The organism is Dellaglioa sp. BT-FLS60 (assembly GCF_054941065.1).
In genome coordinates, this window is sequence record NZ_JBSOLI010000036.1 from 280,978 (window position 1) to 302,859 (window position 21,882).

Below are 21,882 nucleotides of genomic sequence, written 5' to 3' on the forward strand. Positions count from 1 at the left end.
AGGTTATTTCCCTCCTTTCACAGCGTTTTTCTTAGCTGGTAAGATTTCACCACGGTAGATCCAGACTTTAACGCCTAATTTACCATAAGTGGTCATTGCTTCAACCCAAGCATAGTCAATGTCTGCTCTTAAGGTATGTAATGGAACGGTACCATCTGAGTAACTTTCGACACGAGACATATCTGCTCCGTTAAGACGACCAGCAACTTGAACTTTGATACCTTTAGCACCAGAACGCATTGTACGTTGCATAGCTTGTTTAACAGCACGACGGAATGCGACACGGTTTTCTAATTGTTCCGCAACGTTTTCGCCGACTAATTGAGCATCTAAATCAGGACGTTTGATTTCAACAATGTTGATATGCACACGTTTACCTGTTAAATCATTTAATTCTTTACGAAGTTTTTCAACTTCAGCTCCACCTTTACCGATAACCATACCGGGTTTAGCAGTATGGATTGAAACGTTAACACGTTTTGCAGCGCGTTCGATTTCAACGATAGAGACAGAAGCGTCGGTTAATTTTTCTTGAATGTATTTACGGATGTGTAAATCTTCATGAAGGTAGTTTGCAAAATCTTTTTCTGCATACCATTTTGAATCCCAATCACGAATGATACCTACACGTAATCCCGTTGGATTTATTTTTTGACCCACGCGTTATCCCTCCTTATTTTGTAGCTTCAGATACAACTACTGTAATGTGACTCGTACGTTTGTTGATTGGTGATGCTGATCCCTTAGCACGGGGACGGAAACGTTTTAACGTTGGTCCTTCGTTAGCAAAGATATCAGTAATAACCAAGTTTTCACCATCTAAATCAAAATTATTTTCTGCATTAGCTACAGCAGAAAGTAATACTTTTTCAATAATTGGGCTTCCGGCTCTTGGAGTAAATTTCAAGATACCGATAGCTTCAGCAACACTTTTACCTCTGATAAGATCGATTACCAAGCGAGCTTTACGCGCTGGAATACGAACAGTTTTGGCGGTTGCTTTTGCTGATGTTACTTGTTCAGCCATGTGTATAACCTCCTTTATTTAACTGCAGTTTTCTTATCGTCAGATCCGTGACCACGGAAAGTACGTGTTGGAACAAATTCACCCAACTTATGACCAACCATATCTTCTTGCATAAAAACTGGAACGTGTTTGCGTCCATCATATACAGCGATAGTTAGACCAATAAAGTTAGGGAAGATTGTTGAACGACGTGACCATGTCTTGATAACTGTTTTCTTTTCTTGATCAGTTTGTGCTTCGACCTTTTTCATCAAATGTTCATCGACGAATGGTCCCTTTTTTAGACTACGACTCAATGTGAATCCTCCTTCCGGAATATAGCTTAAGCAACAAGCAAATTATTTCTTGTTGCGTCCACGTACGATAAATTTGTCTGATTGGTTTTTCTTTGAACGTGTTTTGTAACCCATCGTCTTTTGACCCCAAGGAGACATAGGTGATGGACGACCAATTGGTGCTTTACCTTCACCACCACCATGAGGATGATCGTTAGGATTCATAACTGATCCACGAACTGTAGGACGTTTACCAGCCCAACGAGCACGACCAGCTTTACCAATTTTGATTAATTCATGTTGTTCGTTACCAACAGCACCGATAGATGCGCGACATGTTGATAAGATCATGCGAACTTCGCCTGATGTCAAACGAACAAGAACGTATTTGCCTTCTTTACCAAGTAATTGTGCTGAAGCACCGGCTGAACGAGCAAGTTGTCCACCCTTACCTGGTTTCAATTCGACATTATGGATAATTGTACCAACTGGGATATCTTGAAGAGCTAATGCGTTACCAACCTTGATATCTGCTTCTTTACCAGATTGAACCATCATGCCAACTTCTAATCCTTTAGGAGCAATAATGTATGATTTGATACCATCAGTATATTGAATTAATGCAATATTAGCTGAACGGTTTGGATCATATTCAATTGCTTTAACAGTTGCTGTTACATTGTCTTTAACACGTTTGAAATCGACCAAACGGTATTGACGTTTATGACCACCACCACGGTGACGAACAGTAATGCGACCATAGTTGTTACGGCCAGCAGTTCTGCTTTTTGATTCTAGTAATGATTTTTCAGGAGTTGATTTAGTAATTTCTGAAAAATCAGAACCAGTCATATTACGACGGCCGTTAGTGGTTGGTTTGAATTTTTTAATTCCCACGTTGTTTTCCTCCTATTTACAAAAATTTAGATTATTCTTCGAATAATTGAATTTCTTTTGAATCGGCAGTTAAAGTAACGATTGCTTTACGACGTTTTTTAGTATAACCAGCATAGCGACCTTGACGTTTCAACTTACCTTTAACATTCATGATATTTACTTTAACAACTTTGACGCTAAAAATATCTTCGATAGCTTTTTTAACTTCAATTTTAGTTGCACGAGTATCAACATCAAATGTGTAAACCTTATCAGCCATTCTGTCCATTGCTGCTTCGGTGATGACTGGGCGTAAGATAACATTTCTTGATTCCATTATGAAAGAGCCTCCTCTACTTGAGAAAGAGCTGCTTGAGTCATGACTAATTTGTCGTTGTTGATAACGTCAAGAACGTTAACACCTTTAGCTTCTACTACTGTAACATTTGGTAAGTTACGAGCTGCTAAAGCAACGAAATCATTGCCAGGTTCAAGAACTATTAATACTTTTTTATTAATATCTAAGTTACTTAAAACTTCTTTAAAAGTTTTTGTTTTTGGTTGCTCGAAGCTAAGTGCATCGACCATAACCACGCTACCATCTAATACTTTTTGTGAAAGTACTGATTTAAGAGCTAAACGACGAACTTTTTTAGGTAATTTGTAACTATATGAACGAGGAGTAGGGCCAAATACGACACCACCACCACGCCATTGTGGGCTACGGATAGATCCTTGACGAGCACGACCTGTTCCTTTTTGGCGCCATGGTTTTCTACCACCACCTGAAACTGCACTTTTGTTTTTAACTGAATGAGTTCCTTGACGTAAAGATGCACGTTGCATGATTACGGCGTCAAAAATGACATTGTCGTTAGGTTCGATTCCAAAAATAGCATCGTTTAATTCAACTTCACCATTTTTAGTACCATCTTGTTTTAATAATGCGACTGTTGGCATTTTGAAATTCCTCCTTCCTGTTATTTAGCGTCTTTAATGACGTTTTTAATTGTTACTACTGATTTGTTTGCGCCTGGCACGTTACCTTTAATCAAGATAACATTGCTATCAACGTCAACACGAATAATTTCCAAGTTTTGGACAGTTACGCGCTTGCCACCCATGCGACCAGGTAATCTCTTACCTTTAAATACACGGTTAATAACGGCACCCATTGAACCAGGACGACGATGGTAACGTGAACCATGAGTCATAGGACCTCGTGATTGTCCCCAACGTTTGATATTTCCTTGGAAACCATGTCCCTTAGACGTACCTGTGACGTTAACGACGTCTCCAGCTGAGAAAGTATCAACCTTGATTTCGTCGCCTACTTTATATTCACTAAGCACGACATCGTTAATTTCACGAACGAAGCGCTTAGGAGTAGTATTTGCTTTTGCTGCATGACCTTTAGCAGGTTTGTTTGTTAATACTTCACGCATGTCTTGGTAGCCTAATTGAATTGCTTCATAACCATCGTTTTCAATTGTTTTCAATTGTAAAACAACGTTTGGTGTAGATTCAATAACTGTAACTGGTACCAATTCACCATTATCAGTAAAAACTTGTGTCATACCTACTTTTTTTCCTAAGATTCCTTTTGTAGTCATAAGTACACCTCCAATATGTTTATAATTTATTTTTGTAACTCGGTTTTATAGCTTGATTTCAATATCAACGCCACTAGGTAAGTCAAGTTTCATCAATGAATCAACTGTCTTAGGTGTTGGGTTAACGATATCAATCAAACGTTTATGTGTAAGCATTTCGAATTGTTCACGTGAATCTTTATGCTTATGTGGTGAACGTAAAACTGTGTATAATGTACGTTCTGTTGGCAATGGAATTGGTCCAGAAATTGTTGCCCCTGTTCTTTTTGCAGTTTCAACAATCTTGTCAGCAGATTGATCTAAAATACGGTGTTCGTAAGCTTTTAGGCGAATACGAATTTTTTGTTTTGCCATTTTGTTCCCTCCTTCGTCTATTTTAAAAATAAGACTAGCTCCGTGCAAGTGACCGGCACGCCTTGCGTGGCAAAGCTGCCGGGCGTGTCGCAATCTTGCACATCTTAGCTCATTCTATGAAACCCTATCACAGGGCGAACTACGCCATCTGTTTTTGGGTACTTATCTATATTACTAAAGATAAAGCCCTATGGCAAGTGCTTTCTTGCTTTTTTTCAAACTTTCTCATTGTTTAATCATAATTCACTTTTTTAAAAACTCTTTTTATTTTCAACTGTTATTTTAACACAAAAAAAGAAGTTACCGTTAAACGATAACTTCTCTTAAAAATTTAAAACAACTAACTAATCAGCAGATGTTCCATTTTTCTTCATAATTTCTTCTTGGATTGCTTTTGGTACAGCTTCATAATGATCAAATGTCATTGTGAATGTACCACGGCCTTGTGTAGAAGAACGTAAAGTAGTTGCGTAACCAAACATTCCTGAAAGAGGAACCATTGCATTAACAACTTGTGCATTTCCGCGAGCTTCCATACCTTCAACACGTCCACGACGAGCAGTTACGTGTCCCATAACATCACCTAAGTAATCTTCTGGAGCAACAACTTCAACTTTCATCATTGGTTCAAGGATGACAGCACCAGCACTCTTAGCAGCATTTCTCAATGACATTGAGGCAGCTACCTTAAATGCTGATTCATTAGAATCGACATCATGGTATGATCCATCATACAATTTAGCTTTAACATCGATAAGTGGGTAACCTGCAAGAACACCATTTTGCATAGCTTCTCTCAAACCTTGTTCAACTGAAGGGATATATTCACGAGGAACAACCCCACCGACGATAGCGTCTTCGAATGCAAAACCGCCACCTTCTACATTAGGTGAGAATTCAACAGTAACATCACCATATTGACCTTTACCACCAGATTGACGAACGAATTTACCTTGCGCAGAAACCGTTTTTGTAAATGTTTCACGATAGGCAACTTGTGGTTCACCAACAGTAGCTTCAACGTTAAATTCACGTCTCATACGATCAACGATGATATCCAAATGCAATTCACCCATCCCAGCGATTAAAGTTTCACCAGTTTCAGGGTTAGTTTCTGCCTTGAATGAAGGATCTTCTTCAGCAAGTTTTTGCAAACCGATATCCATCTTATCTTGATCAGCTTTTGTTTTTGGTTCGATAGATACTTGGATAACTGGTTCAGGGAATTCCATTGATTCAAGAATTAATGGGTGTTTTTCATCCGTTAATGAATCACCAGTTGTTGTATTTTTCAAACCAATAGCAGCAGCAATATCACCTGAGAATACTTCAGGAATTTCATTACGGTGATTTGAATGCATTTGAAGAATACGACCAACACGTTCACGCGTATCTTTAGTAGAATTCAAAACATAAGAACCAGCTTGTAATGTACCTGAGTAAACACGGAAGAATGTTAAACGACCAACGAATGGATCTGTTGCAATTTTAAATGCCAAAGCAGCAAAATCTTTATCATCGCCAGCTGTAATTTCAACTTCTTCATCTGTTTTAGGATCTGTTGCATTATAAGGTTTAACATCTAAAGGAGATGGTAAGAAATCATTAACAGCATCCAACATCATTTGAACACCCTTGTTTTTAAATGCTGAACCAGCAAGAACTGGGTACATTTCAAGGTTCAATGTTGCTTTACGAATAGCAGCTTTGATTTCATCTTTAGTAATTTCAACCCCATCAAGATATTTTTCCATAAGCTTTTCATCAACATCAGCAACAGATTCAACTAAAGCTTCACGACGTTTTGTAGCTTCTTCTAAATATTCTTCAGGAACGTCAATACTTTCCCATGTAGCTCCTAAATCATCGTTATCATATAAATCGGCTTTCATTTCGATTAAATCAATAACACCTTCAAAATCATCTTCAGCGCCAATTGGCATTTGGATAGGAACAGCATTTACTTGAAGACGATCTTTGATTGTACCTACTGAATAATCAAAGTTAGCACCCATTTTATCCATCTTATTGATGAATACGATACGAGGAACTGAATATGTTGTTGCTTGACGCCAAACATTTTCAGTTTGTGGTTCAACACCAGATTGACCATCTAAAACAACAACGGCTCCATCTAAGACACGAAGTGAACGTTCAACTTCAATAGTGAAATCCACATGTCCTGGAGTATCGATGATGTTAATACGATGACCTTTCCATTCAGCTGTTGTAGCAGCTGATGTGATTGTAATACCACGTTCTTGTTCTTGTTCCATCCAATCCATTTGTGAAGCTCCTTCATGAGTTTCACCAATTTTATGGATTTTACCAGTGTAGTACAAAATACGTTCAGTAGTTGTTGTCTTACCAGCATCAATATGAGCAACAATCCCAATATTACGCGTTTTTTCTAGTGGAAATTCGCGTTTGTTTGCCATTTTGTAGGATCTCCTTCCGATTCTAAAATATATTCAAAAAAATGACTACTATATCGATTATCAAAATCATATAATAGCCATCCTTTTATAAAATTACCAGCGGTAATGTGCGAATGCTTTATTAGCGTCAGCCATTTTATGTGTATCTTCACGTTTCTTAACTGATGCACCAGTATTGTTAGCTGCATCCATGATTTCTTTAGCTAAACGTTCTGGCATAGTATGTTCCCCACGTAAACGTGCGTAACTTACTAACCAACGTAAACCTAAAGTTGAACGACGATCAGGGCGAACTTCAATTGGCACTTGGTAGTTAGAACCACCGACACGGCGAGCTTTAACTTCAAGTACAGGCATGATGTTTTTCATAGCTTCATCAAAAACTTCATTAGGTTCGTTTCCTGTTTGTTCTTTAATCATTTCGAATGCATCATACAAGATCTTTGATGCAGTACCACGACGACCATCTAACATTAAACGGTTGATTAAACGTGTTACTAATTTAGAATTGTAAATTGGATCAGGCAATACTTCTCGTTTTGGAGCTGGGCCTTTTCTTGGCATCTAAATAACCTCCTTAGATTCTATTTTTTATTAGAATAACTTATTATTACTTAGGTCTCTTTGCGCCGTATTTTGAACGACTTTGTTTACGATCAGCAACACCGGCTGTATCAAGAGCACCACGGATAACATGGTAACGTACCCCAGGTAAATCTTTTACACGGCCACCACGAATAAGAACAACACTATGTTCTTGTAAGTTATGTCCAATACCAGGAATGTATGCTGTAACTTCAAGTAAGTTAGATAAACGCACACGTGCATATTTACGTAAAGCAGAGTTAGGTTTCTTAGGTGTCATTGTTCCGACACGAGTAGCAACCCCACGTTTTTGTGGTGCAGGATTATCTGTTTGAACTTTTTTGTAACTGTTATACCCGAAGTTTAATGCGGGTGCACCAGATTTTGAACCTTTAGAATTACGACCTTTACGAACTAATTGATTAATTGTTGGCATCTAAAGTTTCCTCCTTCCTTATTATAGGTTAATTGTTTTTAAGTCCACACATCCAGGTGGTTCATTTTTTAATAATAAAAAATAACGTCCTAGACGTCTGGCTTATAATGCGCTACTGTTAGACAGAATCTCAACTATGTAGATGAATTAACTGCTCACAAAAAGCACCTTACACAGAATAGCATGGTATTTAATTTTCGTCAATGGTATTTATGCTAAAAAGCGTACTTTTTAATATAGGAGGATTTTAATTATGTTAATTAGTTACCTATTTCTATTAGGCGCTTGCTTAGGTTCATTCATCACCTGTATTGCAACACGTTGTGCGTTGAATCAAAGCCAGTTAGGTCAAAGGTCAATGTGCGATTATTGTGGTGCCGAGATTCTTTGGCGTGACCTTATTCCCATCTACACTTATCTCAGATTACACGGATGTTGTCGATTCTGCAAGGGCCGATTCCCGGCTTACTCATTTATTTTCGAATGCAGCTTAGCATTTATGCTCCCTGTCACTTTTATTCAACTACCTTTACCAAATTTTTTACTAATTGTCACTTTTTTGTTTTATTTAACCTTTTTATCAGTTATGGACTTCACCAACCGTCTTATTTCTAGTCGTTTAACTATTGGTGGTGGCATTTTACTTATTACCTGGCATTATCTATTACTCGGTTTTCCAGATGCCATAATCACTATTTTATTTTTCAGTCTATTCCTATTTATTTTATGTTTTCAACAAAAGCTTGGACTTGGTGATTTTATTTTACTACTCGTTATTCAACTAACATTTGGTGTTCATTTTTGTTTAATTGTTACGCTTAGTGCTTGCATCAGCTCACTCATTTATTTCCTTTGTGCAAAGCAAACTCGCCATCAAGCTTTCGCCTTTGTCCCACATCTAACACTAGGTACCTATCTCACCATTATCCTATCTTTCCTCATATAAAAAAAGGCTGAGCAAATTTGCTCAGCCTTTTCAATTAGTCCTCAATGGCATCATTTAAATGACCATAATTAAATAAAATATTTAAGATAACCGCTGATAAACTACCTACAACAAGTCCGTTACCTAAAATAGTTTGAACTGTTAATGGTAACGCTTGAAGCAATGCAGGTTGCACCGTGACACCAAGACCCAAGCTGACTGAAATACCAATAATCAATAAATTACTGTTACTACCCTCAACTTCACGCAACATTTTAATGCCTTGCGCACCAACCATACCAAACATTACCAACATAGCACCACCCAAAACAGAAGCAGGAATAACAGTGGCCGCTGCACCTATTTTAGGTAAAAGTCCTAAAACGATTAAAAAGAATGCTGAGAAATAAACCGGTTTTTTTGTTTTAATACCTGATAATTGAACGATACCCACATTTTGTGAAAAAGTTGAGTATGGGAATGTATTGAAAATACCGCCTAAAATAGCAGCAATACCTTCAGCACGATACCCTTTTTTCAAATCATCTTTTTTTATGGGTTGACCAATAATATCTCCTAAAGCAAAGAATACACCTGTTGATTCAATCATTGTTGTCAAAGCCGCTAAAATCATCGTCACAATTGATGACCATTCAAATTTTGGTGCAGCAAACATAAAGATATGTGGTAATTGGAACCAATTTGCTTGACTCACTGGATCTAACGTTACTTTACCCATAAAAGAAGCTACTATCACACCAACTAAAATACCAATTAAGATACCAACTTGTTGAATGAAACCACGTCCCCAAATATTTAATATCAAGATGACAGCAATCGTAACACCCGCAACTATCAGATTAGGAATGCTACCAAACGATTTGGCAGTTGCATCCCCACCACCCATATTAGTAAAAGCAACTGGAATTAACGTTAATCCAATCAATGTAATTAACGATCCTGTAACTACTGGCGGGAAAAACTTTCTAATATTTGCAAAAAATCCAGCAATTAGGAAAATAAAAATTCCGGCAGCAATAATCGCCCCATACATCGTTCCCAAGCCAAAATGTTTACCCACAGCACTCAGTGGTGCGACATATTCAATCGCACATCCAAGTACTACGGGTAAGCCAATCCCTGTGAAACGTGTGCGTTTCAATTGTAACAATGTTGCAATTCCACACATGAAAATATCCATCGAAACTAAATAAGTAATTTGTTTTGTACTAAAACCAAGTGCAGCCCCAACTAATAATGGCACTAAAATGTCGCCTGAATACATGGCTAATAAATGCTGTAACCCTAAAATTGCTGCTTTAAAATTTGATAAGTTAGATTCGTCCAAACTACTATTTTCTAATTCCGTGCTATTTTTCATTCAATCCTCCACATTATCCTTCACACTAATAAGTCAGATTTTCTATGGATTTTATGCCCAATACATGCTCGATTTAGTTCACATATAGTCCGGAATTTACGGCTCCGGGTAGAAACTAGCATCCATATCATGACATTATATAGGTGATTGGTATTTTTTATTGTATGACAATATTAACACAGTCCATTTATCCATACAATAGTTTACGTACATCATTTGAATGGAAGCGTTTATTGTTCGTTTATAAAACGCAAAAAAAAGAACAATTCTTAAATTAATAAGAATTGTTCTTTTTTAGCTTTAACGCTAGTCGTTCACGCCAGCTTCTTCTTCTTTCATTCGTTTCTCAATATCTGAGATTGAATAAACATTAGCTGAAATTGAACCTGTTTCTTTTGGTTTGATTTGACGGTAATCTGGCATACCAGTACCGGCAGGAATAATCTTACCAATAATAACATTTTCTTTCAAACCAATTAATGGATCATTCTTACCGCGAATAGCAGCATCCGTAAGAACACGAGTTGTTTCTTGGAATGATGCAGCTGATAAGAAACTGTTTGTTTCAAGAGATGCTTTAGTGATACCAAGCAAGACAGGACGTGATGTAGCTGGAATGCCACCCTTAATCAATGTCTTGTAGTTATCTTCTTTAAGATCCATGATATCCAATAAAGTACCTGGCAAGACGTCTGTGTCACCGGGATCCATAACGCGAACCTTACGTAACATTTGACGGGACATAACCTCCACATGCTTATCAGAGATTTCTACCCCTTGCATACGGTATACTTTTTGAACTTCACGAAGAATGTAGTTCTCCGTTGAAAGAACATCACGAACTTGAATTAATTGTTTAGGATCAATTGACCCAACTGTTAGTGCTTCTCCACGATGAATTTTATCGCCTTCGGCAACTTTAAGAACAGCAGTATAAGGTAAACTATATGTTCGTGTATCAGTTTCACCCTTAACCGTAACTTCTTTAGTACGTTCAGCAGGATTTTCTTCAATAGCTTCAATCACACCAGTTACTTCTGTAATTTCAGCACGACCTTTAGGATTACGTGCTTCGAAGATTTCTTGAACACGAGGTAATCCTTGTGTAATATCATCTCCGGCAACCCCACCAGTATGGAAAGTACGCATTGTTAATTGAGTTCCGGGTTCACCGATTGATTGAGCAGCAACAGTACCAACTGCTTCACCAACTTCAACTTGATCCCCAGTAGCCATATTACGACCATAACAATGTTCACAAACCCCATGCTTTGTGTTACATGTAAATGCTGAGCGGATAGTTACTTGTTCGATTCCAGCAGCGATAATTGCTTGCGCTTTGCTTTCTTCAATCATTTCGTTTGCAGTGACGATCACATCACCAGTTTCAGGATTTTTAACGGTCTTCATTGCGTAACGACCTAAAATACGGTCATACAATGGTTCGATCATTTCATTTCCTTCTTTGATAGCTGATACATCTAAGCCACGATCAGTGAAACAATCTTTTTCACGAATAATAACATCTTGCGCAACATCAACAAGTCGACGAGTCAAGTATCCAGAATCGGCAGTCTTCAAGGCCGTATCAGTCATCCCTTTACGAGCCCCATGAGTTGAAATAAACATTTCCAACACAGACAAACCTTCACGGAAGTTAGAAATAATAGGTAATTCCATTGTTTTACCATTAGGAGCTGCCATCAAACCACGCATACCAGCTAATTGAGTAAAGTTAGAGATATTACCACGGGCGCCAGAATCACTCATCATTTGAATAGGATTTTGTGTGCCCAATGTTTCCATTAGTTTTTGTTGAATATCATCTTTTGCTTGTGTCCAGATGGCGATAACGCGTTCATAGCGTTCATCTTCTGTAATCAAACCGCGACGGAATTGTTTTGCAACCAAAGCAACTTGTTTATGTGCTTCTTCAATAATTGCAGGTTTTTCCTTCAAATCAGTTACATCAGAAATACCAACTGTAATACCAGCATGAGTTGATTGATCATAACCTAAGTTTTTAAGACGATCTAACATCTTAGAAGTTTCAGTTACTTTAAATCGTTTATAAACTTCAGAAATGATATCACTCAAGAACCCTTTTTTGAAAGGTAAAATAATTTCTTGCGCTTTAATAACATCACCAACATTTTCGCCAGGTTCAACGAAATATTTATCAGCTGTTTTATTAATTAAGTTATCAGTCTTAGGTTCATTAATGTAGGCAAATTCTTTAGGTAAGATTTCATTAAAGATTGCTTTACCAACAGTTGTTACCATAATGCGTTCTTTTTGCCAATCAGTAAATGGTTTACCTTCAGCAGCTAATGTTGCTGTTTGTAATCCAATACGAGTGTGTAAATGAACGTAACCATTACGGTAAGCCATTACGGCTTCGTTAGCATCTTTAAAGATCATGCCTTCGCCTTCACGTCCAGCTTCTTCCATAGTCAAGTAGTAGTTACCTAAAACCATATCTTGAGAAGGTGTTACAACTGGTTTACCATCTTTAGGTGCCAAGATATGATGAGCAGCTAACATAAGCAAACGTGCTTCTGCTTGTGCTTCATCAGATAAAGGTACATGGATAGCCATTTGATCGCCATCAAAATCGGCATTGTAAGCTTCACAAGCCAAAGGATGTAGACGAATTGCTTTACCATCAACTAAAATGGGTTCGAAAGCTTGAATACCAAGACGATGAAGTGTTGGTGCACGATTAAGTAAAACTGGGTGTTCAACAATAACTTCTTCTAAAACATCCCAGATATCTTCATCGCGACGATCAAGTTTACGTTTAGCATTTTTAATATTTGATGCCATTTCGCGTTTAACAAGTTCTTTCATCATAAATGGTTTGAATAATTCCAAAGCCATCTCACGAGGAATACCACATTGATTCATTTGTAACGTTGGTCCAACAGCAATAACTGAACGGCCTGAATAATCAACACGTTTTCCAAGTAAATTCTGACGGAAACGTCCTTGTTTACCTTTCAACATATGTGAAAGAGATTTCAATGGTCGGTTACCTGGCCCAGTAACTGGACGGCCACGACGACCATTATCAATCAATGCATCAACAGCTTCTTGTAACATACGTTTTTCATTTTGAACAATGATACCAGGCGCATTCAAATCTAACAAACGTTTTAGTCGGTTATTTCGGTTAATAACTCGTCTGTATAAATCATTCAAATCAGAAGTGGCAAAACGGCCACCTTCTAATTGAACCATTGGACGTAAGTCAGGTGGAATAATAGGAACAGCATCCATAACCATCCATGAAGGTTCATTTTCAGAAAGTAGGAATGCTTCCAAAATATCCAAACGACGAACGGCACGTGTTCTCTTTTGACCAGTAGCATCTTTCAATTCTTCTTTTAATGCTTCAGATTCGCCAGCAAGATCAACATCGCGTAATAAATGACGAATAGCATCAGCACCCATTCCAGCTTCGAATTCAGTTCCGTATTCTTCACGTTTTTCACGATATTCACGTTCTGTTAATAACTGTTTCTTTTCAAGAGGTGTGTTACCTGGTTCAGTAACAACATAAGAAGCAAAGTAAATAACTTCTTCCAAAGCACGAGGACTCATGTCTAAGACAAGACCCATACGACTTGGGATTCCTTTAAAGTACCAGATATGTGTAACTGGTGCAGCTAATTCGATATGTCCCATACGTTCGCGACGTACTTTAGAACGCGTAACTTCAACCCCACAACGATCACAAACGATACCTTTATAGCGAATACGTTTGTATTTACCACAGGCACATTCCCAATCTTTTGTTGGTCCGAAAATACGTTCATCGAATAGTCCGTCTTTTTCAGGTTTTAATGTACGGTAATTGATTGTTTCAGGCTTTTTAACTTCACCATATGACCAGCTTCTAATCTTATCAGAAGACGCTAAGCCAATTTGCATGCTATCAAATTTATTGACATCGATCAAAGGACCGACCTCCCTTTAGTTTTATAGTGCGTTGACCTTTTTCAAATTGAAAATTAGCTTCATCAACACAAATTCAAGTTCAGTAACTAAGCCAAAATTATTCTTTATTCATTTCAGCAGCCATTTTGCTGGCTTCTTCTTTAGCTTTTTTCTCTTTTTGTTCATTAGCTAATTTGCTTAACGCATCCACATTAACGATATCATCATCGTCATCATCCATATCGCGTAATTCAATTTCAGCCTTCTTAGCATCAAGTACTTTCATATCTAATCCTAATGACTGTAATTCTTTAACAAGAACACGGAATGATTCAGGAACACCTGGTTTAGGAATTGGTTCACCTTTGACAATTGCTTCGTATGTTTTCACACGACCCACAACATCATCAGATTTGTACGTTAAAATTTCTTGTAACGTATAAGCAGCACCATAAGCTTCAAGTGCCCAAACTTCCATTTCACCAAAACGTTGTCCACCAAATTGTGCTTTACCACCTAATGGTTGTTGCGTTACTAATGAGTATGGTCCGATTGAACGAGCATGAATTTTATCATCAACCATGTGGGCAAGTTTCATGTAGTACATAACCCCTACAGAAACACGTTTATCAAATGCATCACCAGTACGTCCATCGTATAAGATTGTCTTACCATCTTCTGAAATTCCAGCTTCTTTAAAGACATCCCAGATATCTGAATCACGAGCACCATCAAAAACAGGTGTTGCAACATGAATACCTAATTTACGAGCAGCCATACCTAAATGAAGATCTAAAACTTGGCCAATGTTCATACGAGAAGGAACACCCATGGGATTCAAGAGAATATCAACTGGTGTACCATCTGGCATGTAAGGCATATCTTCAGAAGGAACAACGATTGACACAACCCCCTTGTTACCATGACGTCCAGCCATCTTATCACCAACACGTAACTTACGTTTTTGTGCGATGTAAATACGAACCATCATGTTAACACCAGGACTTAATTCATCCCCTGCTTCACGCGTAAAGATCTTAACATCTTGAACAATACCGCCACCACCATGAGGAACTTTCAATGAAGTATCACGTACTTCACGAGCCTTTTCTCCAAAGATAGCATGTAATAAACGTTCTTCAGCAGATAATTCAGTAACCCCTTTAGGCGTTACTTTACCAACTAAGATATCACCATCGTTAACTTCAGCACCAATACGAACGATACCAAATTCATCAAGATCTTTTAATGAATCTTCACCAACATTAGGAATTTCACGAGTAATTTCTTCAGGTCCTAATTTTGTATCACGCGCTTCTGATTCGAATTCTTCAATATGAATTGATGTATACACATCATCACGAACAAGACGTTCGTTAATGATAACAGCATCTTCAAAGTTATAACCATTCCAAGTCATAAAGGCAACTAATGGGTTTTGACCTAAAGCTAATTCCCCATTTTCCATTGAAGGACCATCAGCTAAAATTTCATCAGCATCAACATGATCATTCACACGAACAATTGGACGTTGGTTGTAGTTTTTACCACCATTTGAACGACGGAATTTCATTAATTTGTATTTATCTAAAGCGCCATCTTCACGACGAACACGAATTTCACGTGCATCAACGTATTCAACAGTACCTTCATTTTTATTGATTAAAGCCACACCAGAATCATGAGCTGCTTTATATTCAATCCCTGTACCAACAAGTGGTGAATGGGGATTAACTAAAGGAACAGCTTGACGTTGCATGTTGGCACCCATTAAGGCACGGTTAGAATCATCATTTTCCAAGAAAGGAATACATGCTGTAGCAACGGCCACAACTTGTTTAGGTGAAACATCCATGTAATCGACTTTATCGATATTAATCTCGACATTTTCTGAACGATTACGAGCCATAACAAGATTATTCACAAATGAATCATCTTCATTTAATGGTGAATTAGCCTGTGCAATAACATAGTTATCTTCTTCATCAGCAGTCAAGTAATCAATTTTATCAGTTACTTGATGTGATTCCCAACTCACACGACGGTATGGTGTTTCAATGAAACCATAACGGTTAACACGTGCGTAGCTTGATAAACTATTAATTAACCCAATATTAGGGCCTTCAGGCGTTTCAATTGGACACATACGACCGTAATGCGTGTAATGAACATCACGAACTTCATATCCGGCACGATCACGAGTCAAACCACCAGGTCCTAAGGCAGAAAGACGACGTTTATGCGTCAATTCACCAAGTGGATTGGTTTGATCCATGAATTGTGACAATTGAGATGAACCAAAGAATTCTTTAATTGAAGCCACAACAGGACGAATATTAATTAATTGTTGTGGTGTAACAGTTGTTGTATCTTGAATTGACATACGTTCACGTACAACACGTTCCATACGTGATAACCCAATTCTAAATTGGTTTTGTAATAATTCACCAACTGAACGAATACGACGGTTACCTAAATGATCAATATCATCCACAGAACCGATGTTTTCTTTCAAATTAAAGAAGTAGTTCATTGAAGCAATAATATCAGCGGGTACAATATGTTTGTATTGTAAGTCAATATTACCGTTACCAATCATTGGCATTTCGCGTTCTGGGTCTACTTGAGAGTAAACTTTAACAATTTGAAGGACCATTGGTTCAGTAACAACACCATCTTCTGCTGGATGATAAGTAACCGTTTTGAAATCTGAACGGTCAAGATAAGGGGCTAACGTTTCCATAACTTGTTTATCAATGACAGTGTCTTTTTGTGCAAGGACTTCACCAGTATCTGGATCAGCCAATGTTTCAGCTAACGTTTGGTTCAATAAACGTGTTTTTAAACTTAGTTTCTTGTTAATCTTGTAACGACCAACTGGAGCCAAATCGTAACGTTTTGGATCAAAGAAACGTGCCGTCAATAAACTACGTGAACTATCAGCAGTTTTAGGTTCGCCGGGACGTAGACGTTCATAAACATCTTTTAAAGATTCTTCAACACGTGAATCATCCGTATTTTTATGAACATCTTTTTCAAGTGTTAGCATTAAGCTATCATTGTTACCCAACATTTCAATAATTTCATCATCAGAACCAAATCCTAAGGCACGGACCAATTCAGTTAATGGAATTTTACGTGTACGATCAATACGTACGTATGAAATATTTTTAGCATCTGATTCATATTCTAACCATGCACCACGGTTAGGAATAACAGTTGTGCCGTATGTTTCACGACCATTTTTGTCTAATGAACCATTGTAATAAACACCTGGTGAACGAACTAATTGAGAAACGATAACTCGTTCGGCACCATTAATAATAAATGTGCCTTGCTCTGTCATTAATGGGAAATCACCAAAGAAAACATCTTGTGATTTAATTTCGCCAGTTTCATGGTTAGTTAAACGTAATGTGACATGTAATGGCGCTGAATAATTTGCGTCATGTGCGCGTGCTTCATCTACAGTGTATTTAGGTTCTAATAATTGGTAATCAACAAATTCTAATGACAAATTACCAGCAAAATCGTCAATTGGCATGATATCTTCAAACATTTCACGAAGACCTTCATCCAAGAACCATTGGTAAGAATCACTTTGGATTTCGATTAAATTAGGTAAATCTAAAACTTCTTTGATACGTGCGTAGCTTCTACGTGTACTGTGTTTACCGTAGTTTACTAAATGTCCAGCCAAATTAGTCACCTCTCAAATTTATTCTGTAAACCTGCCAAAGTCCGATGATTTTATATTACATTTTGATTACAAAATGCATACTAGACGAAAAAATCGGTTTTTTTGGCAAAAGAAAAAACAAAAATAGTTTATTTATTTTTTAAACAATAACCATTTTTGTCTCTCTATAAGGCTTCTTACGGACAATAGATCGTAATCAGCTATAAAAATTCACAGTATTATACATTTAATTAGCATATACGCTATTGGCTTAGAAGTCAATAGTTCATGCTTACTAAATTTGATAACAACTACAATGTAAGTTCTTTATCCAATACTTCAATTATAGGTTGAATAATCAAATTTTCATATTTTAATGCTTAAAAAAAGTGTGACTACATTATATAGTCACACTTTTAAATCTATTTTACTGCTGCTTTAACTTTTGGTTCTTTAATTGTCACTTTAATAACACCTTTTGTTGCACCAATCGTGACATTATCATTATCTTTTATTTGACCAGAAAGAAGTGCTTCACTTAATCGATCCTCAACTTCCGTTTGTAGCGCACGACGAATTGGTCGAGCACCATACTCTGGATCAAAACCAGCTTTAGCAATAACATCAATAGCTGCAGATGAAATTTTAACCTTAATTCCCTGATCTTTCAAACGATCAAGAACTTCTTTAGTCATTAATTTCACAATTTCATGCAATTCATCTTTAGTTAATGAATGGAATATAATTGATTCATCAATTCGGTTCAAAAATTCAGGACGGAATGATTTTTTCAAAGCCGCTCGAATTTTCCCAGACATTGCTTTATATTCATCTTGCTCAGTTTTAACACCAAAGCCAACAAATTTTTCATCGCGAATAGCAGTTGCACCTAAGTTAGATGTCATGATAATGATTGTATTCCTGAAATCAATACGGCGTCCTTTAGAATCCGTCAAATACCCATCATCTAAAACTTGAAGTAAAATATTAAAAACATCAGGATGTGCTTTTTCAACTTCATCCAAAAGGACAACAGAATAAGGTGTTTGACGAACTTTTTCAGTTAATTGTCCGCCTTCATCATAACCAACATAACCTGGTGGTGAACCAATCAAACGACTTGTACTGTATTTTTCCATGTATTCCGACATATCTACTCGAATCATTGCCTCTTCAGAACCAAACATGGCTTCAGCGAGTGCCTTAGCCAATTCAGTTTTACCAACACCAGTTGGTCCAAGGAACATAAACGAGCCAATTGGTCTGGCTGGATTCTTCAAGCCACTTCTAGCACGACGAATAGCCTTTGAAATTGAACTAACAGCTTCATTTTGTCCAATGACACGTTCGTGCAAGACATCTTCAAGATGCATCAAGCGTTCACTTTCGCTCTTATTCAATTGTTGAAGTGGAACACCTGTCCAATCAGAAACAATGTTTGCCACTTCTTCACTCGTTACTTTCAAATCATAATGTTCTGTCTTAGATTCAACAGCAGCAACTTTTTCAGCTTCCAAGTCTTCAACTTGTTTTTTAACACGCATTTCTTTTGTACGAATACCCGCTGCTAATTCAAAATCTTGTTGACTTACAGCTTCATCTTTTTGATGACGTAACTCATCAAGTTGATCTTGCTTTTTACTTAATTTTGACTTCGTATTTGGACGTTCAATCCGAACTTGTGCTGCTGCTTCATCCATTAAATCAATTGCTTTATCAGGTAGGAAACGATCTGTAATATATCTATTCCCTAGTTCAACAGCTGCTTCAATCGCGCCATCAGTAATTTGCACATGATGATGGGCCTCATACTTAGGTCGAAGTCCTTTTAAAATAGCAACCGTTTGCTCTTCAGTTGGTTCTTTGATTGTTATCGTCGCAAAACGACGTTCCAAAGCAGCATCAGATTCAATATATTTTTGATATTCATCTAATGTAGTTGCACCGATTACTTGAACTTCACCACGAGCTAATGCTGGTTTCAAAATATTAGATGCATCTATCGCACCTTCAGCACCACCAGCACCAATTAGTGTGTGTAGTTCATCAATGAATAAAATAACATCTTTAGTTGTGTAAATTTCTTTTAATATCTTCTTCAAACGATCTTCAAATTCACCACGATATTTTGTCCCAGCAACTAAAGATCCCATATCAAGCATCATTAATCGTTTACCAACCATATCTTCAGGAACATTTCCGTCAATTAATCGTTGGGCAAAACCTTCAGCAATCGCTGTTTTACCAACACCTGGTTCACCAATCAACACTGGATTATTTTTAGTTCGACGGCTTAATACCTGAGTCAATCTTTTAACTTCAGAATCTCGACCAATCACAGGATCAATTTGCTTATCACGCGCCATTTTAGTTAAATCACGTGCTAATTCATCTAAAGTAGGCGTTCCTTGTACGGCATTTTCTTTATTTCCACGATTTTTTTGCCTTATTTGAACTTCACTAACACCAAGCTGACGGAAGATAAGCTTGCGTACTTGTTTAATATCAGCACTCAAACTACTCATTATTCTTGAAGACAATATTTCATTATTACTTGTTAATGCCAATAAAAGATGTTCCGTACCCACCTTATTTGCATTTAAATTTTTTGCTTCATCGTTAGCAATTGATAAAATCATTTTTGCCTTTGGTGAATAGGGTAAATAGCTATCATTTTTTGTTAATCTCAATGATCCATAGCCAGTAAATCTTTCAATTTCTTCCATTATATCTTCTGGATCAATATTGAATTGTTTCAACACTTTATCTGCAACACCATTTTGTACTTCAGATAAAGCTAAAAGTAAATGTTCAGTACCAACCGCCTGCTGACGATAGTGCTTAGCCGATTCCTGTGCTCGAATAAGAACTTCTTTTGCACTCGGAGTAAATAAATTGTCCATATTATTACCTCTTTCTACTCTTCATATCGTAAGCGATTAATTAAATTAATTAGCATTTTAGCCCGCATCATATTTTCCAATTTTGTATCTATTCCAAGAAAAACATCTTTTTTTATTGTAGCTAAGATTAAATTAGATTCCTTTTTTGTTAGCGTTTTTTCATCATATAAACTTTGGATAATATCATATCCTTCTTGCTGAGATACATTCGTGCCAATTAAATTTTCTAGTGTTTGAATAAATTCTTGATCTGCAAAAAGATTTACTTTTTCTATCCGAATATATCCACCGCCACCACGTTTACTTTCAACCACATACCCATTTTGAATAGTAAATCGAGTATTTATAACATAATTTATTTGTGATGGCACACAATTAAATAATTCAGCCACTTCGGAACGCTTAATAACTATTTCTTTTTCTTCCGAAAGGATTTTTTTAAAATACTTTTCAATCACATCAGAAATGTTCTGACCCCGCATATTCATCACCTCAAATAGTTTGACTAATGTTGACTTTAATTATACGAAATATAAATCAAAAATGAAAGTCATTTGCCTTGGGTCAACAAAAAAAGGAATTTAAACATTACGTTTAAATTCCTTTTTTAAATTAGTCGGGAAAACAGGATTCGAACCTGCGACCCCCTGGTCCCAAACCAGGTGCTCTACCAAGCTGAGCCATTTCCCGAAAATATGCACCCAGTAGGAGTCGAACCTACAACCTTCTGATTCGTAGTCAGACACTCTATCCAGTTGCGCTATGGGTGCATTAAAACAATAAATGGTGCCGAGGACCGGAATCGAACCGGTACGGTGATCACTCACCGCAGGATTTTAAGTCCTGTGCGTCTGCCAGTTCCGCCACCCCGGCATTTATTGAAAAGCGGAAGACGGGATTCGAACCCGCGACCCCCACCTTGGCAAGGTGATGCTCTACCACTGAGCTACTTCCGCAAAAAAATTAAAAAATGGTGCCGACTAGACGATTCGAACGCCCGACCCCCTGATTACAAATCAGGTGCTCTACCAACTGAGCTAAGTCGGCATAATTGAAAATGATGCGGGTGAAGGGACTTGAACCCCCACGTCTTACGACGCTAGATCCTAAATCTAGTGCGTCTGCCAATTCCGCCACACCCGCAAAAATGTGGAATTGAAAATGAGCCGTGACAGGCTCGAACTGTCGACCCTCTGATTAAAAGTCAGATGCTCTACCAACTGAGCTAACGGCTCAAATGGAGGTTACAGGGCTTGAACCTGTGACCCTCTGCTTGTAAGGCAGACGCTCTCCCAACTGAGCTAAACCTCCAAATAATAAAAAAAGCATGGCAACGTCCTACCCTCGCAGGGGGCGACCCCCAACTACTCTTGGCGCTAAGAAGCTTAACTTCTGTGTTCGACATGGGAACAGGTGTATCCTTCTTGCTATCGCCACCACACTCTTTTTTT

Annotated in this window: 17 protein-coding genes, 8 tRNA genes, 1 rRNA gene and 1 riboswitch; of the genes, 1 reads left to right on the plus strand and 25 read right to left on the minus strand. The window is 37.5% G+C overall.

Features of this window, described 5'->3' with window-relative positions; genetic code table 11:
• Window positions 1-3: 3 nt before the first annotated feature.
• From rpsC to rpsL, 11 genes are all read right to left on the minus strand, one after another.
• Entirely contained in the window at window positions 4-660 is a 657-nt protein-coding gene (gene rpsC, locus ACVQ8P_RS08705) for a 30S ribosomal protein S3 (protein WP_057974636.1), read from the minus strand.
• 13 nt (window positions 661-673) lie between these two features.
• Window positions 674-1,027 (minus strand): 50S ribosomal protein L22, encoded by a 354-nt coding sequence (rplV, locus tag ACVQ8P_RS08710; RefSeq protein WP_462298817.1) that lies wholly within the window; start codon window positions 1,025-1,027, stop codon window positions 674-676.
• A 14-nt stretch (window positions 1,028-1,041) separates the two neighbouring features.
• Window positions 1,042-1,323 carry a 30S ribosomal protein S19 gene (rpsS, locus tag ACVQ8P_RS08715; RefSeq protein ID WP_462298818.1) on the minus strand — a complete coding sequence of 94 codons (282 nt, stop codon included), beginning with the start codon at window positions 1,321-1,323 and terminating at the stop codon, window positions 1,042-1,044.
• Between the two features lie 42 nt (window positions 1,324-1,365).
• Window positions 1,366-2,199 carry a 50S ribosomal protein L2 gene (gene rplB, locus ACVQ8P_RS08720; RefSeq protein WP_462298819.1) on the minus strand — a complete coding sequence of 278 codons (834 nt, stop codon included), beginning with the start codon at window positions 2,197-2,199 and terminating at the stop codon, window positions 1,366-1,368.
• 31 nt (window positions 2,200-2,230) lie between these two features.
• Window positions 2,231-2,515 carry a 50S ribosomal protein L23 gene (rplW, locus tag ACVQ8P_RS08725; RefSeq protein WP_462298820.1) on the minus strand — a complete coding sequence of 95 codons (285 nt, stop codon included), beginning with the start codon at window positions 2,513-2,515 and terminating at the stop codon, window positions 2,231-2,233.
• Window positions 2,515-3,138, minus strand: coding sequence for a 50S ribosomal protein L4 (rplD, locus tag ACVQ8P_RS08730; protein WP_462298821.1), 624 nt, complete (start codon window positions 3,136-3,138; stop codon window positions 2,515-2,517). The genes rplW and rplD overlap by 1 nt, the downstream gene beginning before the upstream one ends.
• 20 nt (window positions 3,139-3,158) lie before the next feature.
• Window positions 3,159-3,791 (minus strand): 50S ribosomal protein L3, encoded by a 633-nt coding sequence (gene rplC / locus ACVQ8P_RS08735; protein WP_462298822.1) that lies wholly within the window; start codon window positions 3,789-3,791, stop codon window positions 3,159-3,161.
• A 45-nt stretch (window positions 3,792-3,836) separates the two neighbouring features.
• Complete coding sequence (rpsJ, locus tag ACVQ8P_RS08740) at window positions 3,837-4,145, minus strand: 30S ribosomal protein S10 (RefSeq protein ID WP_057974643.1); 309 nt, start codon at window positions 4,143-4,145, stop codon at window positions 3,837-3,839.
• 344 nt (window positions 4,146-4,489) lie between these two features.
• Complete coding sequence (fusA, locus tag ACVQ8P_RS08745) at window positions 4,490-6,583, minus strand: elongation factor G (RefSeq protein ID WP_462298823.1); 2,094 nt, start codon at window positions 6,581-6,583, stop codon at window positions 4,490-4,492.
• A gap of 93 nt (window positions 6,584-6,676) precedes the next feature.
• Window positions 6,677-7,147, minus strand: coding sequence for a 30S ribosomal protein S7 (gene rpsG / locus ACVQ8P_RS08750; protein ID WP_057974645.1), 471 nt, complete (start codon window positions 7,145-7,147; stop codon window positions 6,677-6,679).
• A gap of 46 nt (window positions 7,148-7,193) precedes the next feature.
• On the minus strand, window positions 7,194-7,604 hold the full coding sequence (gene rpsL, locus ACVQ8P_RS08755) for a 30S ribosomal protein S12 (RefSeq protein ID WP_057974646.1): 411 nt from the start codon (window positions 7,602-7,604) through the stop codon (window positions 7,194-7,196).
• Window positions 7,605-7,857: 253 nt separating this feature from the next.
• On the opposite strand from rpsL, the gene ACVQ8P_RS08760 reads away from it, so the two are divergent.
• A complete protein-coding gene (locus ACVQ8P_RS08760; RefSeq protein ID WP_462298824.1) occupies window positions 7,858-8,550 on the plus strand; it encodes a prepilin peptidase in 693 nt (230 codons plus the stop codon).
• A 34-nt stretch (window positions 8,551-8,584) separates the two neighbouring features.
• On the opposite strand, the gene ACVQ8P_RS08765 is transcribed toward ACVQ8P_RS08760, so the two are convergent.
• The 14 genes from ACVQ8P_RS08765 to rrf form a co-directional block, all read right to left on the minus strand.
• On the minus strand, window positions 8,585-9,910 hold the full coding sequence (locus tag ACVQ8P_RS08765) for a nucleobase:cation symporter-2 family protein (protein ID WP_462298825.1): 1,326 nt from the start codon (window positions 9,908-9,910) through the stop codon (window positions 8,585-8,587).
• Between the two features lie 65 nt (window positions 9,911-9,975).
• Window positions 9,976-10,073: riboswitch (purine riboswitch) on the minus strand.
• A gap of 143 nt (window positions 10,074-10,216) precedes the next feature.
• Window positions 10,217-13,870, minus strand: coding sequence for a DNA-directed RNA polymerase subunit beta' (rpoC, locus tag ACVQ8P_RS08770; RefSeq protein WP_462298826.1), 3,654 nt, complete (start codon window positions 13,868-13,870; stop codon window positions 10,217-10,219).
• Between the two features lie 97 nt (window positions 13,871-13,967).
• Window positions 13,968-17,558 (minus strand): DNA-directed RNA polymerase subunit beta, encoded by a 3,591-nt coding sequence (rpoB, locus tag ACVQ8P_RS08775; RefSeq protein ID WP_462298827.1) that lies wholly within the window; start codon window positions 17,556-17,558, stop codon window positions 13,968-13,970.
• Between the two features lie 392 nt (window positions 17,559-17,950).
• Window positions 17,951-20,431, minus strand: a complete 2,481-nt coding sequence (locus ACVQ8P_RS08780) for an ATP-dependent Clp protease ATP-binding subunit (protein ID WP_462298828.1) — start codon at window positions 20,429-20,431, stop codon at window positions 17,951-17,953.
• Between the two features lie 14 nt (window positions 20,432-20,445).
• Window positions 20,446-20,913: a CtsR family transcriptional regulator gene (locus tag ACVQ8P_RS08785; protein WP_462298829.1), complete on the minus strand. Its 468-nt coding sequence runs from the start codon at window positions 20,911-20,913 to the stop codon at window positions 20,446-20,448.
• 134 nt (window positions 20,914-21,047) lie between these two features.
• Window positions 21,048-21,121, minus strand: a tRNA-Pro gene (locus tag ACVQ8P_RS08790).
• Window positions 21,122-21,127: 6 nt separating this feature from the next.
• Window positions 21,128-21,201, minus strand: a tRNA-Arg gene (locus ACVQ8P_RS08795).
• A 14-nt stretch (window positions 21,202-21,215) separates the two neighbouring features.
• Window positions 21,216-21,304: transfer RNA gene (locus ACVQ8P_RS08800), tRNA-Leu, on the minus strand.
• Between the two features lie 11 nt (window positions 21,305-21,315).
• Window positions 21,316-21,387, minus strand: a tRNA-Gly gene (locus ACVQ8P_RS08805).
• 15 nt (window positions 21,388-21,402) lie between these two features.
• Window positions 21,403-21,478 (minus strand) — tRNA-Thr (locus ACVQ8P_RS08810).
• Window positions 21,479-21,492: 14 nt separating this feature from the next.
• Window positions 21,493-21,574, minus strand: a tRNA-Leu gene (locus ACVQ8P_RS08815).
• A gap of 19 nt (window positions 21,575-21,593) precedes the next feature.
• Window positions 21,594-21,666, minus strand: a tRNA-Lys gene (locus tag ACVQ8P_RS08820).
• Window positions 21,667-21,669: 3 nt separating this feature from the next.
• Window positions 21,670-21,742 (minus strand) — tRNA-Val (locus tag ACVQ8P_RS08825).
• Between the two features lie 14 nt (window positions 21,743-21,756).
• Window positions 21,757-21,872, minus strand: a 5S ribosomal RNA gene (rrf, locus tag ACVQ8P_RS08830).
• Between the last annotated feature and the right edge of the window lie 10 nt (window positions 21,873-21,882).